Source organism: Ferrimonas kyonanensis DSM 18153 (assembly GCF_000425405.1).
Taxonomy (GTDB): domain Bacteria; phylum Pseudomonadota; class Gammaproteobacteria; order Enterobacterales; family Shewanellaceae; genus Ferrimonas; species Ferrimonas kyonanensis.
The window spans coordinates 8,224-27,391 of sequence record NZ_KE384371.1; the positions used below are offsets into that span (position 1 = coordinate 8,224).

Genomic DNA, 19,168 nt, shown 5'->3' on the forward strand with positions numbered 1-19,168 from the left:
CTGGTTTCAATCCACGCCCCCGCGAAGGGAGCGACCGCTATCTGTAGAAAGCAGTTACAGCTTACAAAATTCGACTTATATCCACTAACTATCCGCATAGCCTGTGGACAAAAACCTTCATCAGAAGGAAAGAGCGTATAACCGCCTGATTAAAAATGACAATACTGTTACGCTAATCCCTTAGGTTTCAAATGTGAACAACAGGTTAGCGGCCAGTTCGACAAGTTTCAATAACCGGCAGTCCACGCCTATTGTGGCGCGACAGGAGGTCAGAAAATAATCAAACTATATTGTCCGCGGACACGAAAGGGATAAGACGTTCTTGTTCTCTTTCAAGCAAGGGAATCCCAGCTGGGATCTCTTTGATTACCCCGCAGCAGCTGATCTTCCAGCCACGCGTTGGAAATTGCGAAATATCCAGCACCTTAGCAGAGATTCTAAAACCATCGTGCTGAGATTAACGCTCTGGAAACGGTGTTAAACCAATGGCTGGCTAAGGAGAGCCTTGGCCCAGATTAGCAGCAATTACTGACTTTACTAGCCAATTTAACATGACGTTTCAATCCACGCTCCCACGAAGGGAGCGACATGGCCGGATTTAATGATGCGAAGAGAGGTGGTGACTTTACCACCTTAAGCGGTGTCCGGGAGCATTTGGCCATATATAGACGCTCCGGCAGCATCACAGTACTGGAGGCCCCGCCCTCGGCCACCATGGTGCTCTGTGCAATGCCAACTCTTCACCGCCTAGTCATCCACCCTGAAGGGGATGGAGCCGCGTTGAACCGATGCTCTGTGATGTTTCGGCCAATTGATGATTTTGCCTTTGCACTTGCCCATGAGCTGCCTCCAACAGTAGTAACGGGGGATCAGATCGCGGCTTTTCAAAAAGGTTCCATTTATTTAGGAAACAACGCCGTAAACCTGAACACTATAGCTATGTCAGTTTTCAGATAGGTCAAGTGAAGCGGTGACAGAAACTGAGCGGTCTTTACCGGTATGAAAATTGCTGTCTGAGCAGAATAAAACTTCTTTGTGTGGCACCCGATTAATTGGGTGCGCCATTATACCCCTGCAGTCATACTTCCCGCCGACAAGCAAAACAGTTGTCATTACCCTGGCCATAATTCCTTTCCCTAGAGTTAACGGGATTGGCCATTTTTATCACCCAGGTTGATGATGAAGTAAACAGACAGGGAAGGCCTATCTTAAACGTACTGTCCGCGCTCGATCTCCGCTTCGCGAACGTCAAAAGCGCGGCACACCTCACCTTCCTCGGTGCTGTTGGCGGCTTCGCGCTCCAGTCTGTCGGTCATGATCTCTAAGGTGTCAATGGTCTTGGCCTTTCTCAGGGTGATGAGCAGGTCCATTTCGCGCTCATTTAACGCGGTCATTTGTGTTCTCAAATTACTACCCCAAAATACAGTTGGCGAGACGATTAGTCGAATAAACGATCAAATTCAACCAGATTAATAACGACTAGTGAACTCATTATTAATGAATAGAATTTGCTGTTCTTATAGCTGAGCTTATAAATCAATATAACCAATTAACTGCAAAAGGCATATACCCAATCACCTCTAATTTTGTATATTTATCCTCTCAGATTATAAATACAGCCACAGCAGTATTTCCAGCAATGAATCACTCCCTCAAGCAGACACTGTTGAGCTTTATGTGGCTGACGGCCATGGAGAGCCGCCTAGCCTACAGGATGGGACTGTTCGACTAACTCAACCCTTACCGCAATTGCTCAAAGTCTCCCAGCTAGACTCAGCTTGTATCCAGTGCAACAGTTCCAACACAACTCGACTTACGGCTTAATGTTAGCGTCCGACTTAGCCAATCTCTCCAGTCGGTTTATGGCCTGAGAGTGCGCTTGAATTGCGGCTTTTCGATACCAGCTAATCGCCAGTTCTTGATCCTGATTAACGCCCCGGCCGGACTGGTACATCATACCCAGATTAGCTTGTGCTGAGGCGTTTCCTTGCTCCGCCGACTTACGGTACCAATTTACTGCTTGTCTGTCGTCCTGAGCAACACCTCGGCCAGCCTTATACAGATAACCCAAGGCGTACTGGGCCAAGGGATCGCCCTGCTCGGCCGCCTTGAGGAACCAGATCGCCGCCTGGGGCTCATCCTTATCAACGCCCCTTCCAATCATATAGCACTGAGCCAGGTTAGCCTGGGCACCGCCATGGCCCAGTTCAGCCGCCTTGCGATACCAGCTTACTGCCAACTCGTCGTCCTGCTCGACTTCATCAGCGCTGCCATAGTGCATGCCGAGACTGAACTGGGCTTCCGGATCGCCGCGATCAGCGTTTTGTTGCAGTTTACGCACTCGTTCCACATCGGGATCCCGCTCGGAGGTAAAGTCAAACCCCAGATCTTCCAAAGGTGTTCTAACCGCTCGCTCAAAAAACTCGTAGTCGTCAAACGCCACCGCATCAGCCTGCTTCAGTTCCTCCAGGCTGTCGTAACACTTCATGCCACCACACTGCAGCTCTGATGTAAGCAGACCGCTCTCCCAGTCCCGTCGATTACCCAACACAAACAAATGATGCTTGGCCCGGGTTACGGCGACATTAAGCAGGTTAGGCTTGCTGTTGACCCAGCTGATCCCACCAGCTTTCTTCCGGATTAATGACCCTGCGGTGCACAACAGCACCGTTGAGGCTTCCTTACCCTGAAAGGTGTGGACGGTACCGATGTTATCTCTCGGGAAGTTCTCCAGTTCAACGTCCGCCTTGCTGGCACCGAATGCGGACCGCATCCAGCCACGATTATTACTGTCCTTAGCATGGCTTTTCCAAACCGCCTGCAGTGTCCGGCGCATCTCGGAGAAGGGCGTGATCATATACAGCCCCTCCTTAACCATCTGTGGGTGCTGCTCACACAGATAGCGGGCTAAGTCCACTGCAGCCAATGCCTCTGTCTTGTTGTCGTAGCCACTGCCAGAGAGCTCAATGTCACTCTCTTCGATATTGATCCAGCCGCTTTGTGGCGCCTTCCAGTCATAGGGCAGGCTTGCCGGCACCATCTTGTCATCGTAGGCGATCTTGTTGGCGATGCTGAACATGGGTTCGGTACAGCGACGGTGGACCAGCAAGGGAATCCCTACCCGACGAGCACCGATTCGGGCAAAGTAATTACCCGCCTGATCTGCCAAGGTCTGGGCTGAGGAGGAGCTGATCAACAAACGATCGCCCCAGCTCTCCTCGCCATCACTCTGAGACAGCTCCATAAAGTCCCGGGCAATATAGTGATCCAGCGGCGCCGGTATGGTCACCACCGGCTCCAATTGTATGGGATCACCGACAAAGATCGCCTGACGGCAGCGCTGCAGTAGTCCTGCGACATGGTAGTTCACCGCCTGCCCTGCCTCGTCGAACATCGCCAAACCAAACCCGCCTGGCTTTTGCATCAGCCGGAACTGGCTCTCCACAGAGGAGAGAGAGGTGCTGATCACGGGGAAGAACAGATACAACATGGACCACAACTGAAGATGCTCCGGCCGCTGCTCCTGGGTCTCCAGTTGGCCGTTGATTAGAGCCGTCAGATCGTCCCATCGGTCCTTCACTGAGCTGGCAGCCTGTTCGGCCATCGCTTGGTTCAACGCCATCGCAGTCAAGAAGAGCTCCGTGCGACAACGATTCACCGCCTCGCTGCCAAAGGGCGAACTCATCTGCAGTCGAGCTTCGGTCTCGTGAGGCTCCTCTTGATCGCGCCCTTGATAGGTTTGAGGGCCGAGCAAGTGCGTATCCGGATCAAGCTGCCACTTTTTGCTCTCTCCGCCATTGAGATCCTTGATCATGCAATTGTACTGAGCCACAGCCTTGCTGAATGCTGCCTTCGCCAACTCCAGCTTATGCTTCAAGCGTTGCTTACCCAGTTTCTGGGCAAACCACTGACGCTTGATCCGATCGAGGGCCCTTACCGCCTCATCCCACTTTTCCTTTTCCTGCTTGTCCCAAGCAGCTGCGAACTCATCGACTGTCAGCATCTGACTCTGGATCTGCTCCAGTGCCGTACACCAGGCTTTAAAGAATCCCTGGTGCTGGCCGTATGCTTTGCTATTGCGAATTTCCTCGGTCAGTTCGAGCAGCTCGTCGTTAGCCTGCCAACGTCGAACAAAGCGTGCTATCACCTCACCTGGCTTCTTGTTATTGTCTTGTTTTAGAGAGTTAAACAGGTATTGAATCTGGAAGTGATCCTCCACACTGTTCATATGGTTACGTAATCGCTTGAGCAGTTTACCGAATGCCTTGCGGTTGTCGCTATTGCCCAACACGGCGCAAAGCAGGCCCCAGTCACCGCTTTTGGCAACGGAACGAAAATGTCTAAGATCGTGAAACTCCGCAGACAGCTTGCCTAGAGAGGGAAGCTCCTTAGAGATGTTCTCTACCGCCTTGTTGTTGCTAGAGGCCACCACCATGGAGCTCTCAAGAATCACTTCTACCGCCTCATCGGACCGCAGCCAGTCCTCCTTGTCACACAGAGCCAGCAAGCGGTTGGTACGAAGTACGAGGCGCTGGGCGATCACATCTTTGAGCAGCGTGGTCTTACCGGTCCCCGGCGGTCCATTGACCGCCACCACGGGATTGCTGGCCTGTTGCCCAGCAATATTGACCGCCATCGACTGCAGCAGACTCAAGCCATACTTGGGGTTTTCTGGCCAGCGGCCGGCAGGTACCGACCGGGTCAGGTCAAAAAACTGCTGGCCAGAGCTGCACGCCTCCCCGATCTCCTCTTGCTGTTCACTGCCCAGCAGATAGCGATAAAGAGGCGCAGAGAGACCGTGCTGTGCCCCCAGTTTCGACAGTCGCAAAATGGCGCTTTCCAGATCTTTAACAAAGAAAGGACCTAGCTGGGCACTATCATTGCCTCTGGGGTAATAGCAAAAGCGCCAACGGAAGGTGAGAGAGCCCTGGGTTACTTGGGGCACATCTTCTTCCTGCAGCTGGCTTTCGATGGGCTGGCTGCGATCCAGCATGAACTCTCGAGACGCCTCGTTGGGCCAGAACTCGTCGGCCAGTTGCTGGTTAATCTTGTCCAGTTGCTGCTTGAGCCCGTCGCCCTCCAATGGGCCATCCAACTCGTGAGCCAACCTATTGTTGACGGTTTCGATGCGCGCTTTGATCCACTCTGACAGCGCCATATTGTCAGGAATGGCATCAGGACAGTTACGATAAAGGGTACGCATAGTGGCCAGGTTCAGGACTAGATCGCAAGACTCCTCTGAGCGCAGCCACTTCAGTGTTTGGGCCTGCTCGTCCCACTTGGGCAGCATCGCCTGAGCCACCAGGAATGTACGAGGAGTTTCATAGTTGGGATGTGGCAGCTTATCCGGGTGCAGATAACCTGCCCGGTGGCACTGAAGCATGATCACCAATCTGGCGTCTTTATGAAACGCCCTTTGGCCGCTGTTTAGCCCCTTTTGCTTGGACTCGGCGCAAAACTCTGCAAAGCGGGATACCTGCTGGCTAAACACCTCATTCTTGGGATCCATGGGGCACTCAGGGAGATCAAACAACTCCGCATCGCACCAATAGTTCAGGATCTGAGCACAGCGGCGATCCTCGGCACTGATCCCAGTTTCGCGACGCTGCCGGCTAAACAGGGCTTGCAGCGAACCCAGCAGGTTACCCTTCATAAGCGAAGTCTTTCCGTTTTTTTCTAAATATTTTAATAAGTTGCTAGTCTCGCATTTCACTTTGCCGCTAGCAACCAAACGGTGCGCAACATTCCAACTAACATCTCAGCCAGAATGTAACGGGCTGCGATAAGGATTCAGTGAGCACTCAACTCACCACCATCGACGCGTCAAATCCAAGTGAACAGTATGTGGGACATACCATCTCTGACCACCCAATATAATCGCCTCTCACCACACAATCGCAAACAGTCCACGACTGCATCGCTTAGGTGGACGGCTCCTATCGGAACTCCTATTAGGAGCAAAAAGTCCAGAGTGAATGGGTCTTGTTTTGCGGCCGACGTGTGGATCTCAAGAGCCTTCCGGCGGAGCCTCCTGCTGTTCCAGCATCAACTCACATACCAAACTAGCAAAGGGCATCGCATCTCCGTAGACCGATGCCTGATCTAACGCCTTCAGGTACTCGGCCCGACGTGACATTGTGATGACTGTCCAGGAAAAACCACCTAGCACCAACATCAGATTCATGATGAAACGCGCAGTGCGACCGTTTCCGTCCGGATAGGGGTGAATGTACCCTAGGAGCAGATGGCCAAGCACAGCTTTGACTGAATAATCAGGTTCAGACGCCATCAACTCCTTCAGGGAGTCCATGCAATCCATCAGGCAGTCACTTTGCGGTGGCATGTGCCTAGAACCTCGGATAATAATTGGCCCTTTTCGATGACCCGCAAGAGTCTCGGGCGTCACAATCCCCGCTGCCACGCAAGGCTTAAACAGGCTCGCGTACACCTCAGTAAGCGCCACGTCTATAAGGTAATCGAGGTCTAGTGATTCTTGTCCCGCCGAATGGGCCTCTGTCAGCAACGCCTTTACGCCTTGAAACGCCTCATAGTAACCCCGGGCCGCTAACGCGTCCTTCTGTCGCCGATCCTCCTGAAGTGTCTCAGGCGACCAGTCTCCATTAGCCACCTTCTCGATTAGTTCCGAGGTCACCACGTAGCCCTCTATAGAGAGCGAATGATAAGCATCAGCAACGTATATCGATTCCATCCCTTCAAGAATCTGCTTCAAATCTCGAGCGAAAAAATCGCTTTTGGGCACCGCTTCAAAGACAGAGGCCACCTGCTTTCGAAGGTCTCGCCACAACATCCTGACCCGCAATGACGCTGGCGACTCACCTCGTGCAGCCCCTATGCTGGAAACCGCCACTTCGAAAGGATTTTCAGTACGAATGCCAGAAAAGCCAGCTACCTTCATTAGCGACGTGAGCTTGCGAACCTGAGCCTTGAGACCCAGCTCCTGATATGCCCCGATTAAGCGATTCGCGGAAGCTACGTTGGCACTGCGAAGCAGCTCCTCACCAATACGTTCAACCTGCGCCCTCTCCAGACCCACTTGGACAGCAAAGGGATTCTGCCGGTACATGCTGGGTGAAATAGACGCTAGAGCCAGCTCGAGCGGCAGTACCCGCACCCCGCCCTCCACCACCAGACCTGACGGAGCCTCTGACTTGGGCAACACTAGCAAGCTCATCTCGTTAGGCAGTTCTACCTGACGCTTTCCCCCATCGGAGTTAAATACAATGAGTTGTTGGGGGAGCCGGTTGCTTTGAGTGTGAATGTCCAGGGATGCCTCTGGGTTAAGCCAGTAAGCATCGCCGTAGGCTTCCTCAAGATACAGTCCCAAGAAGTGCCAAATGGATTCAAACCACAGCGCTGACTCACCTGCTTTAGAAACGGCCACATCAGCGTCCAGAAGATACCAGCCACGAATGATGGACTTCATGTACCCATTCTTCACCAGTAGCGCTCGGTGTCTCTCGGAGACCCAATTTCCACGAACAATGTTGCCATCACTGACCTCTTTCGCCGCGGTAAGCGCTTCGGCCAGTCTTTGGTGCCCTGTCTTCGCCATGTCTCCCCCAATGGTCAGATTTTGATGACCTCGCGGCCATGACCCAGTATTTCGTGAATTAGTAACCTTAATACTACATCCATTTGTCACTTTTACGCTACCGGCATTTGTCACTTTAAAGCTACCGGCATTTGTCACTTTTAATCAACCGGCTTTAGTCGCTTTTACGGCACCAACATCTATCACTTTTACGCCGTCAGAATCTTTCACCTGATTGCCAAGTTCATCCGACAAACTTCGTCTGTCTACTCTTGGACGCAAGTAGGCTTGTCACCTTGATGGTTCCTAGGCCACTGCAGTCGTTGCTTCCCACCTAATGATTCCGAACCTTTATTACTCCCTTGCACCAGCAGTGATATAGGCCTGGAGGCCAGCTTCTACCAGCTGGCACACCATTAACCTACACATTGGCGATTTGCAACGAAACCCCCTCCATCACCCAGTTAATTGATCAGTTCCAGGGCCCCGAAACCCCGACCACCAAAGAGTTCGACTCTGCCCTCAATGCCCAGGCATTTGGGGCGCCAGAAGTCAGCTCAGCAGAATTGACCGAGGGCTTGCTGACCGCGCTGGGCATCTTGCTCGCCGGGACAGTCGATCTGAGCGACCGCCTCTACGACCTAACGGAAGGTTGTTGCAGCATCGCCGCCACAGAGGTCGGGGCCCTTGAAAATGACGGCTTCATCGTTCTGCACTGGTGAATCCGTGAGCGGGTTGATTGAGTGGAGTCCCCCCTGTAACGTAATCAAGTCTGGTTCAATGGCTCAAGGATGTGGCCAACCAAAACCAGAGCGTACCGCACACTACGCCAGAAAATGCCTAATCTGCAGGTTTTGGCGCTGAGCCGGGTCGCTCTGCAGACAATACCACCTAAAACAGTAAGGTACTTAAGGATGAGAACAATACTGGCATCATTGGCGCTGGCTGGAGTCGCCTTCAGTTCAAGCGCGACCTCTTTCTACCCCGGCGTCACCCCGTTTAGAGGGGCCCCTGAAGCTGTCACTGGCGGTAACTACCTAGAGACCCTTAGGGCGAGAGCTGTCGAGCGACAGTCGGCGGCACTGTCCATGCAAAAAGCCCATGCCGTGGATTCCGTGTCGACGCAAATGCCCGATGAGCCGTTGCGGTTTTTGGTTTACGTCAGGCCTGAACGCTATAAAGCAGAGGGTTATGAGCAGGTTCGGGAAAATGTGCACAGCTATTTGGACATGGTAAATCAAGCCCTCAGTCAGACTCTGCGTCAAGAGGGAGAGTGGGTCGAGCTGGCTGGCATTACTGTCGCACCAGGTCTGGATTACACGCTGCCGCCCAATCCGCGCATGAATGCGACGGGCGACGGTCTGATCAAAGGTACCGACGGCCTTATCCAGGACGCTTATCGCGGGGCCGGAGATCCCGAGAGTCTGCAGTACGACCCAAATTTGAAGACCATTTGGGAGCAGGTCCATGAATGGGCCGCCGATAGCATCATGGTCTACCGCTACAATGACCCGGGCGAACCCGGCTCAGAGCCTGGGGAGGATGGTAATGACACAGCAGTAGCGGGTTATTCCGGCATTGGTGATTTCATGGGGATCATGTATTCAGGTGACACCCATATCACCGGCGGGACTGTGCTACACGAACTCGGCCATAACATGGCACTCCATCACACCTATGAGGACGATTACGATCCCCAGTATTACCAGACATACGCCTTCTCTTGGACCTGTGCTGACGGCAACCCCACAGTGATGCATAGGCGTGCTGGCACTAACGTTTACAAGTGGTTTTCTGATGTTGACCATCAGGTTGGTGGAGAGGCGTGTGGTGATGCTCAGTTTGGTAACTCGGCCCGTCAAATTCGAGAAATCCTGCCGGTGCAAGTGCATTTTCGCCCCGCCATGAAGATCCACGGCCCTGTCAATGTTTCGGTCTCTTCCACTAACGTGGCCGAGGATGCCGGTGATCTCGCCGTTGTGGTCGAACGAGAGGGCGACCTTGGTCAACGCATGGGTGTGCGGGTTCAGGCGCTGCAGGGCAGCGGCACTGCCGTTCTGGCTGAGGATTTTGGCGCCCTGGATACCCTGGTCATGTTTGAGGAGGGGCAGTCCTCAGTGACTCTGACCGTCCCGGTGCTTGCTACCGATACGGCTAAGGCAGCCCGTAGCTTCGAGGTGGCGCTGGCAGACCCTTACCAGGCCAGCTTACTGGGTGGTAGTCAGAGTGTGCTTGTCACCATCAATGAGGATGAGGGCTATTCCGCGGATAATCCTGAGGGCGGTACTGGAGGCTCTGGTGAAAACACCGACGGAGGGAACAACTCAAGCGATTCTGGCAGCTCCAGCGGTAGCCTGGGCTGGTGGGTGATCCTGGCAGCCTGCCTTCTTGGCCGCCGCCTGATTGCGACGCGCCAGCCCAGTAATATCAATGCGCATGGAGTAGCGCCGATAAACGTAGCTGCTACCTTAACCTTGTACCCAATCAAGGAGTGATGATTATGAAAAACGGACTTTTCATGACCGGCATGATGACTCTGCTGCTACTGGAAGGCTGTGCCAGTGGCCCTGAATCCATGCGCTACGCCACCTATGACGATTATGAGTGGGATGACGACAAAAGCTATGCGCTGAACGTGGTTAACCATGCACTGCCCGACCTGGAAGCGCGTGACGCAAACTCGCTAGATGATTGGGTTGGGCAGAAGAAGTCATTCATGGAGTCCGATGGCTACAAGGTTGCCAACACCATTATCAATACTGCCGCCTTTGGCCTTGGCGGCTTGGCCTCCTCCTCCTATCTGGCAGTGTGGGACTCAAAGGACGGTATAGATAAGGCCGCGAATAGCTTTAGCATCCACTACGTCGAAGTTCCGAGTGGCGAGCCAAACGTGGCACAAATCGAAGATACGGTGCGCCAAGAATTGCTCATGGCCGCCACTAAGACCTTTGGCAGTGCGGTGCAGCTTACGTACTCTGAGCAACAACGCAGCGAAGCTCTCCAGATCCCGGTGAGTGAATCCAACTTCTGCTCCTCACTGGCAGGGGCTTCTGAGAAGTTCCATGATGATCGCTGTCGGCTCCTCGTTGGCGGCTACCAATTGCGTATTCGTCGCATCGGCATGGCCCTCCCTGAAGTGGGTCTAGATCCGAACAAACGTTACGCGACCGTTACCGTTGCTCACTCGTGGCCTAAGCTCGCATTGGCGATGTGGGAGCATGTAGATCCTAGCACCGTCCTACTGGTCAAGAAAAAAACCTTACGCTTTGCATCCACGGTACCGTTCGTGCTTAAGGACAGCACCTTTCATGGCTTTGTTCGCCCGGGGACCGAAAGCAACGACCAATCACTGAAGCCTGAGGCCATCAACCTCTACAGTGACAGCCAATACGGCAGGTTCTACACCAGTGCATCGCTGCAGGACACAGCAATCACCACCTTCTAGCCGCCCCCGCCCTCGCCTATCACGATCCCAAATTCGCACACTGGTGGTCGTGGTAGGTAGGAACAATCCACGTTGTCAATGCTCATCGTCTCGCGATGCTCAATCGCACGGTCCGCCAGCGAGTGATCATCGCCAATCCGCTCCGCGGTGCGCTCTTTAGTGGTTTGGCGATTCTCTGCATTCATGGTGCGCCCGTCGCGGGTTAACGCTTCCTCTGACAGCTCCGGCGGAATCACCTCGGACTCCATCAACAGCCCAAGCCACTCGGAGAAATCGATCTGGTCGAAATCGAGCTGCGCTAACTGGTCGGCGGTCAGCCCTTCACAGCTGCGCAGGGTGCTGCCGTCGATGGAGGTGGAGCTGTAGGTCGCCATGTTAACGCCCAATTGGTCCACGGCGGCCTCATTGATGATGCGAGACAGGATGGAGGAGTAGCAGCAGTAGTCCTGGCGCTTGATAAGGCCCAGGCTGTCCTTTTTGTAGGATCCCCCCACCTTCACGCACTGCTTCTGAGCAATCTTGATCCCCATATCCATCTCGTACTCATGACACTGCGAGTAGAGGTTGATCAGCAACTTGGCGTAGTTGTAGATGGTGTAGGCCAACATCACGTAGCCAAAGACATCCGCTACCAGCTGGGCCTCAGGAGTAAACTGCACATCCACAGCTTCATCACTCGGAACGGTAAACACCGCGCTGGACAGATCAGCAGGCAGATTCTCTGCCAGCCAGTTCATCGCCTCCTGTTTCATCTCATCGACAAAGCCTTCAGCTACCGCCTCACCGGCTTGCTCGCCACCACTGGCCGCAGCCTCAGCGGCCTGGGCAGTCACATCCGCCACACTGGTCACGCCGCCGGCGGCATCGCTCACCACCGTACTACCGGCGGTGTTGCTGAACACGCTGGTCATCTCGGTAGTAATGCTGTCCCAGGCATTCGACACGGCTTTGCCGACCGCATCACCAGCCTGGCTTAAGGGCTCGGTCATCTTGTCGATGCCATCCTTCACCACCGGGATCTCAGCCTTGGCGTAGTTGGTCACCTGCATCATTGCGTTCGCCAGCGCCACGTACTGGGCCAGGTTGACCCCCTCCGGCGCTTCACAGCAGTCGTTACCCAGGCCACTGCGCTCCCAGGAGCAAAACTTGCCCTCGCCGGCAAAGATTTTGCAGGTACTGGGGTCGGAGGGATCGTCGCAGGCATAATCACCCTGAGCGTGTTGCAGGATGGAGGCATGCACCATGGCGTTGATGAAGTCCGGGTTGGTTTCCTCGGCGCCAAAGTTGCACTCGCCATTGGCGCAGGGCAGCAGGCCAGAGCACTCGTTGTCCACCACCTCATGCTCATATTCCCAGTCGCCATTGTCGGTGCACTCGTAGATCACCTCGTTCATGTAACACTCGTCATTGGCCCGGTCGTAGAAGCGATCATCACAGGACGAAGTTAGCTCCTTGCACTCCGGCCTATCCTCAAGCACCTGACAGTTGTCATGGCCCTCCCGCATCTGGAAATAGTCGAAGCACTCCATACTGGGATCCACGGCGCCGTCGTCGTTGGTGTCGACGCACCAGGGTTGACCCTGGAGTGGATCGCACAGGTACCCCTCAGCATTGATCTTCCAACTGACCTGATGGCCATCGCCGTCATACATTGGCGCCATGGTCTCAAGAATGCTCTCATCAAAACTGTTGCCACCACTGACGACAGTGACCCATCGGTCTGCTTTGCAAAAGCTGTCCGGCTTGGTCAACGGACTAGCGCATCCTCCGGTGGGACATATTTTGTTGTTGGACTCTGGAGACCAGCCTATTTTGTCGGCGCAGCCCTCAGGTGTTTGTTCATAAGTAACTACAGGGCTCACTGGCTTGTTGAAGCGGATATCATAGGCCAGGTCAATATCCCCAGCGCCTCCAAGCCCTAGTGCATATTCAAACAGCAAGTGTCCATTAGAATTTGTCCGGCTCACGATGTGACTGATGTCTGCGCTACCCACAGATCCATTTTTGTGCTCACAGGTATTCCATCCACCATCAACTCCTGCGAACAGTTGCCCTGCCCGGGCATCGTATGGAAAGTCGTAAAGGTAGTGTTTAGGCAGCACCATTAACGATTCCGGAACTTTGTCCCAAACAGACTGGGAGCTGTATGGGCGCTGTCGAAAATAGCCATCTAATGCGCCATTCACCCACACTTTCAGAGTGTCATCAACACGACCGCTGACCACGCTGGACCCACTTCCATGCCGGTAACCCGACACCACCTCGAAGCCCTCTTCAAGCTTAAATAAAAAGCGTTGTTGAGTAACACGACACGCATACTTACCGTAACTGCTTTCCCCGCTCTTAAGGTCACTGTTATAGATCCGCGCATCGGGAATTCCGTTATCGTTATAGGGGCCAAGACGGATGCGAAGCGTGTACTCATCTGCGATCTCGATGGTGTACTTCTGCAAATCCCCTTCCATTGTGACCAACCGAATGGGCAGCTTGGCGGTTCGCTCCACCTGGCAGCTCTGCAGGTTTGTGTAGTTCGGCCGCTGGCAGGTCTGCTCATGAGATGATCCGTACTCACCCGAATGAGTCACGCGGCGCGTTGTTTGCTGGCAGTTGGCAAACCAGTCATCCTGGCCGCTGTTGGCACGGTTCACCTCGTCAAAGCCGTAATCAAACAAGCTGCTGCGGGGGTCGATCACCGGCGGCGGGTTGCTCTGCTGGCTTTGCAAGATGGTGCGAAAGGCGATGCCCTCACCGGTGGTGGCCGTAGAGAGGTTGCCATAGGCCGAGCGCCCGGACTCCAGTACCCCGTCTGCATCACCGTACTGCTGATCGCCATCAAACACGGTTTCGCTGTGCCCCTGCTGCGCCCCCACCATCTCAGAGTTGTGGACCTGGGTTGTGTTGGTGACGGTGTCACCATAATTCACCACCAGGTTGCCATTGGCGTCTCGACTGACCGCGGTTTCCTTGTACTGGGTTTGCAACGACAGATTGGAGCCGCTCACGCTGTGGTTGAAATTGGTGGTGTTCTGGGTCAGCTGATCATGATCCCCCCGCACTTCGTCGATTTTGCTCTGCATGGCACCCGAGATGATGCCGTAGCGAGAATAGTCACTGCTGGTGCTCGCTGGGGGCGTGGTAAAATGCCGTTCAATCAGGTCGGCCTCAAGGTTAGGGTTGGAAGCGGGGGTGGAGTTCAGGGCACGGTTCAACCGGCTTTCATCACCGGATGTCTGGTTGTACGGGTCCTTGGTGTCGTACTTTTCCTGCAGCTTCTCCAGATACTCGGTTTCCGCAGCGTTCACCGCCAGCGATGCAGTCAGGGGCGTGAGCGCCACCGAAGCCGATACCCAATAAGCAATCCATGCCTTATACCCCATCGCTCCTCCCCTTAGTCCAGTGGCACATTGCGCACGCAGCAGTCTCGATAGCGCCAAACCATGTGCACGTAATCCTCCATGCCCGGGCGACTGCGGCCGCCGGCGGCGGTAGACCACAGGTGCACAGACTCACCAGGGGAGTGGCAGCAATCCCGGCCGGGGGATACAGCGGCCTCGGGTACCGGATACAACATCGAGAATTTGTATTGGCTGCGCGGTAAGGTCGGCCAGAACTCGGCTTCACACATGGCATCGTCGCCGATGGTCTTATGCGCGACGCCGCGCCGGTGCAGCCCGGCAATGGCACGTTGCGCAATCAGGCTCGATACGCGGACAGGATCATCGGACTCATTCACATTGCCGGTCATCGGGTAGAGGTGGCCGTCACAGCCGGCACAGCCATAGGTCTCCTCTGTACCATTGCCCGTGGACACCATCAGACAGTCCCCGATGCACCACAGGCGGGTTAGCGGCGAGCTGAAGATGATCGCTTCGGGGTTGAGCAGGATAGCGGTGAGATCGTTATTCCATAGCGGATCGACTTCGCTCAGGTACATCAGATCAAAGTCGGTGTAGCCATCACTGCACTCGGACAGGTACAAGATCTCCAGCATGGCGAACAACGGCATGGCGAAGTAGTGATACTGCATCCGTGCCAGGGTAGCGGCGGTATCCTGGTCACTGTCCTTGGTGTCCATCGGCAACCCGAGGCTAAACAGATCATCCTGCAGCTTGATCCCCCCCAGGGAAGGGCTGCACCAGGGTATCGACGGGGTCTCGATCAAGCGCACCGGCGCCCAGTAACCAGCTTGAAACCCGTACTCGGGCACGCCCAGCGCATCTCGACAGGCACAAAAGGGCTGGGAGCTGGCTGCGCCTGCCGGCCTGTCGCCACCGATCCCCATGAACTGCACGGGCAGGAAACAGCTCCAGCAGATCTGATTGAACAGACGGCTGAAGATATCGGCGTCGTTACATTGGAACGAGGTCTGGTCTTCCGCCAGAGCGTTCCCTACCACCGAGACAGCGGCCGCCAGCACTAAGGCTTGCCCCCACTTAAGCATTTTGCGCCCCCGTCAGTGCCGCCGTCACGTAGTGCCAGATCCCCTCGGCGCTGGACCAGATCTGAGCGGCGACTTCCGGGTTGTTGGCTGCCAGGTAGACTCCCAGCACCAGTCCTGCGTAGACGTAGATCATCTTCATAACTCATCCTTGAGTTGATACTGGTTGACTTGGAGGTAGCCACTTTCCGTGGTGGCCACCTTGGCCGGTACTGCGGTCAACTGGAATCGCTGCTTTGCCAGTGCCGGCATCACAAACACAGGGACCTTCAGGCGCTGCCTGATCTCGGTGTAGCCATCCCAGCCTCGACTGCGGTTGAGGCCGGTGATCATCAGCTGGAACTGGCCGGTGATCTCCGCCAGCTGCGCCTGGGCCCACCGGATCTGAGCCTCACTACTGGCATCGATGATCAGGTAGGTGATGTGCAGTACATACTTGGCAATGGGATTAAAGGTTTCTCCGGCACGCGCCAATAAGTCGCCCTGTGCGTTGAGCACATCTTTGGTGACACGGACCGTTGGATCGATCCAAAACTGCTCATCCTTGGTAGCCCTGGGAAGCGAGGGGATCGCCTTCCTCTGCCAGTAGCTGGCCACCGTCTCCTTCTGCTTAGCCTTCCAGTCGATGTTGGCAGCCCGGGCCTTCATTTCCGCCACCAAGTGGCGCTCTTTGATGTCGTAGACGGTACCGCGGCTACCCAGGTCCACATCGGTGTCGGCGGGGGCCGCGACCAGTTGCTCCTGCAAGTAGTCCAGATTGAACAGGCCAGAGACCATGGCCTGTTGGCCATCTCTGCTGATCACCAGCGTTGGGACCACTGTGATGTCGTGGTCATCAAAGGCGATGGGGTCGATGCCGATTTTAGGCTCACTCTTGAGGTTGAGTGACGCTACCTGCTTACGCACCCTGGCGATGGACTGGGGGATGTTTTTGGTACCTGGCAACAGGCCTCGGTAGTACACGACTATCCCCCGTTGCTCGGCGTACTTATAGGCGGCCTTGAGTTGCGACTCTGGCATGGAGCTCGACACGAACAGCACCGCCTCAGGCTTGGGCTTATTCTCATAGGGCTCAGGGCCCTGCCCGGCCAGCGCATCAACCTGGTTCTGCTGCATGCCCTCTTGGAGCAGCTTCTCCCGCATCGACTCCTGAACCTGCTTGGCCAGTTCGGCTGCTTGCTCCAGCCTGGCGGGGTCAATGGCCTGGTACTGATCGATGTTGCTCAGCCGCCCTTCGGCGATCACCTTGTCCGCCAGCTCCTTGGCCTGCTTGGCAAAGTCTTCCATGGGGGCGTTGGGCGCAATGGGCCGCTGGCCCAAGCGGGGCAACTTCACGCTCGGTACGGAGTCGATCAGCTGTTTCAGCTCCTCATTGGCCACCTGGGCGTTTAGCGGTGCGCCTGTCACCATGCAAAGGGCGGCGATGGTGGTGGTCACTCTAGAAAAGCGCATACGCCCTCCCAATCACGTTTGCGTGGGGGACCTGGCCCCAAAACCGACTGTCGTAGCTCTGGGGCAGCTCGCCCATCGCGAACCAATGGCTTTCCTTGACTTCCAGGACCCGCACATACGCTTGGGGATCATCCCCCAGCGCTTTGGCTGCGAAGCGCAGGGGCAGCTCAATCCGGCCGAAGGTGGTGACGGTGACCTCAAGGCCGATGTTCACGATCTCACCCTCGTTGGCCACCGCTCGCTTGATGAAGCGGCGCCCTTTGTCGAAGAAGGGGGTGTGCACCGGAAGATGGAAGGCATACAGGTTGCCCACGGCAATGTCCTTTTCGGACCTATCCACCAGAAACCAGGTGCCGCGGAGACAGCTGTTCACGTCACCTTGCGGGCTGTATCCCAGGGTGAAGCGCGAATAGAAGAGTTGGAACAGCACGAAGACTGAGCCGAGCAGCAGTGCCGTTATCGAAAAGGATTTGAGCGTCACAATCACCTCCGTGCATTCACTGGAGGTCATTATGCGTGGGGGGCAGAGCCTGTTTGTGCAGCAAACAACCCTAAACCAGGTCGTTAGCTGCAAAATTTTGTTAGGGGGAGAGCGTTTTTAACCAATGGCCCGCAAACAAAGGATAAAGAAGAAACTGCTGCTTACCTGATGGAGCGATATCAGACAGGCGGCAGAATTTATCAAACGGAGTTACTAGATACGACCTTGCTCTTCCAACCACCATCTGGGCGCCCAGGATGTCACATTCCTCGGCAGTGTTTGTGAAACATCGATGGGATACTCCTCCATAAGCATATTCGCAATCTCATCCTTAGTATCTTCAGAGTACATAGAACGTAACCAAACACTGAAGTATTGCTTAAAATTGATATGTTCAGCAATCTTGTGAGCACAGTTGTCCATCAATGAACGGTAATAGTGACCTAGAGAGACAAAGATGATACCAATAACCTTCTTATCACCACTCTCATCATTCCTCAGTTGATAGCCATACTGTTTCATGGCTTCCTTATCAATAGCTCTGCGAGTAAGCCATTCTATCCAGTGTAAGTCCGCACTGGAATCTATCTCACTATCTAGAAGCTTCAAATAAATTTCTGTTAACTCACCTCTTGAGTAGGTGCGGCCTTCACCATTATCTTGTATCACTTTTCTTCCAAGATAGTCGAACCCCAATACTTCCAGACTGCTTTCGTCTTTATAAGTCAGGGTGTCTTCGGCAATGCAATGCCAGATACATTTTTCCATCATCGCATGATGCTTGTCGATACTGGCAGCACTAGGCTTCTTCTTGGTTGGCTGGGATCGCTTCTGTTGCAGATCATGAAAATCAGCAAACCCAAGCTCTTTAGCCACAGAGTCCAAGCATTGCATATAAGGCTGAGCTGAAATTTTGCTTAATTTTTTTGCACGCTTCTTTGCGTGAGAAACGATATTCAGGTGAGATTGTTTCATAACGCTTTCCTCTGGCCTGTAGGTTAGCAGTGCACCCCTCACCGCACCCTGTTGGCGCGAAAAACGTTAGATTCGATTATAAGGTTCTCATGCAGAGATTTACCTTGGGGTGGGCAGGCATCCTTAAATTCCGACGACCAGTTTGCACCAAATAAATGATGCTAGTCAACTGATTCATAGTAAATATTCAGTCTTGCACGCCTGAGTGCCCCGCTGACTGGCGGCGAGAATAAAGGAACTCCTTTCAGCAGAATATGACCGCAAATGCGAAACTGCTTCCGGATGGAGCTAAACGCAACGGTCAGACCTTCGCCGCTTGAAAACCTCTCTGCCATTGAATCTGGAATGACTGAAGTAAATGGCCTTAGGGTTAAGCGCTTGCCGAGGGCGATATCAAAAATACTGCTTGCGGAGACCAATGTCGAAAGAGAGGTGGGAAACTATTTGGTTTATTCACAAATCGACCAATCAACGTGTCATACCTGGGTTAAAAATCAACTCTGCATAGGTTTGAAGTCAGAATGGTCTAAGACATTGTAATCTTGCTGATTTTTGAAGCTACGATGGTTTTTTCTATCCTATCCAATTGGCCGAGGGTTTACGCGGAGGGGTAACGATGAAACAAAGAACGATTGACTCAGGAGAAGCTACCCAATCAAGCGAAGACAACCCAGAACAAGCCTTCGAAACAGAAACTAGATAACACACCAAAGAAACACCATCGCAACCAAATCTCAACGCGCGATGTCTTTCTGTTGCTCACCGTCTCAAAGCCAGATCACAAATCTGGCTTTAATGCGATGTTCCCGTATCATTCATTGAGAA

General features: G+C 54.1%; 12 protein-coding genes. 3 read left to right on the forward strand and 9 right to left on the reverse strand.

Annotation, left to right across the window (positions count from 1 at the left end):
• Positions 1-1,208 precede the first annotated feature (1,208 nt).
• From H598_RS26690 to H598_RS0122255, 3 genes are all read right to left on the reverse strand, one after another.
• Entirely contained in the window at positions 1,209-1,370 is a 162-nt protein-coding gene (locus H598_RS26690) for a hypothetical protein (protein WP_169629345.1), read from the reverse strand.
• Positions 1,371-1,813: 443 nt separating this feature from the next.
• Complete coding sequence (locus H598_RS0122250; RefSeq protein ID WP_028114982.1) at positions 1,814-5,653, reverse strand: AAA domain-containing protein; 3,840 nt, start codon at positions 5,651-5,653, stop codon at positions 1,814-1,816.
• 354 nt (positions 5,654-6,007) lie between these two features.
• Positions 6,008-7,444 carry a Fic family protein gene (locus H598_RS0122255; protein ID WP_169629346.1) on the reverse strand — a complete coding sequence of 479 codons (1,437 nt, stop codon included), beginning with the start codon at positions 7,442-7,444 and terminating at the stop codon, positions 6,008-6,010.
• A gap of 536 nt (positions 7,445-7,980) precedes the next feature.
• Here H598_RS0122255 and H598_RS0122260 point away from each other — a divergent pair.
• From H598_RS0122260 to H598_RS0122270, 3 genes are all read left to right on the forward strand, one after another.
• Positions 7,981-8,274 (forward strand): hypothetical protein, encoded by a 294-nt coding sequence (locus tag H598_RS0122260; RefSeq protein WP_028114984.1) that lies wholly within the window; start codon positions 7,981-7,983, stop codon positions 8,272-8,274.
• A gap of 192 nt (positions 8,275-8,466) precedes the next feature.
• Positions 8,467-10,047, forward strand: a complete 1,581-nt coding sequence (locus H598_RS0122265) for a Calx-beta domain-containing protein (protein WP_028114985.1) — start codon at positions 8,467-8,469, stop codon at positions 10,045-10,047.
• A gap of 5 nt (positions 10,048-10,052) precedes the next feature.
• Positions 10,053-10,997 carry a hypothetical protein gene (locus H598_RS0122270; RefSeq protein WP_156897153.1) on the forward strand — a complete coding sequence of 315 codons (945 nt, stop codon included), beginning with the start codon at positions 10,053-10,055 and terminating at the stop codon, positions 10,995-10,997.
• Here the strand turns inward: H598_RS0122270 and traN are convergent.
• The 6 genes from traN to H598_RS0122300 all read right to left on the reverse strand — a co-directional run bounded on the left by traN (position 10,994) and on the right by H598_RS0122300 (position 18,343).
• Positions 10,994-14,374: a conjugal transfer protein TraN gene (traN, locus tag H598_RS0122275; RefSeq protein WP_028114987.1), complete on the reverse strand. Its 3,381-nt coding sequence runs from the start codon at positions 14,372-14,374 to the stop codon at positions 10,994-10,996. The genes H598_RS0122270 and traN overlap by 4 nt on opposite strands.
• A gap of 11 nt (positions 14,375-14,385) precedes the next feature.
• Positions 14,386-15,438 (reverse strand): TraU family protein, encoded by a 1,053-nt coding sequence (locus tag H598_RS0122280; RefSeq protein ID WP_028114988.1) that lies wholly within the window; start codon positions 15,436-15,438, stop codon positions 14,386-14,388.
• Positions 15,431-15,577, reverse strand: coding sequence for a hypothetical protein (locus tag H598_RS26695; RefSeq protein WP_156897154.1), 147 nt, complete (start codon positions 15,575-15,577; stop codon positions 15,431-15,433). Before H598_RS26695 ends, H598_RS0122280 begins: the two co-directional genes overlap by 8 nt.
• The gene (locus H598_RS0122290) at positions 15,574-16,887 is read right to left on the reverse strand and encodes a TrbC family F-type conjugative pilus assembly protein (protein ID WP_028114989.1); all 1,314 of its coding nucleotides are present in this window, start codon (positions 16,885-16,887) and stop codon (positions 15,574-15,576) included. The genes H598_RS26695 and H598_RS0122290 overlap by 4 nt, the downstream gene beginning before the upstream one ends.
• Positions 16,874-17,368 (reverse strand): S26 family signal peptidase, encoded by a 495-nt coding sequence (locus H598_RS0122295; protein ID WP_028114990.1) that lies wholly within the window; start codon positions 17,366-17,368, stop codon positions 16,874-16,876. The genes H598_RS0122290 and H598_RS0122295 overlap by 14 nt, the downstream gene beginning before the upstream one ends.
• A gap of 213 nt (positions 17,369-17,581) precedes the next feature.
• Positions 17,582-18,343, reverse strand: a complete 762-nt coding sequence (locus H598_RS0122300) for a hypothetical protein (protein WP_028114991.1) — start codon at positions 18,341-18,343, stop codon at positions 17,582-17,584.
• Positions 18,344-19,168 lie beyond the last annotated feature (825 nt).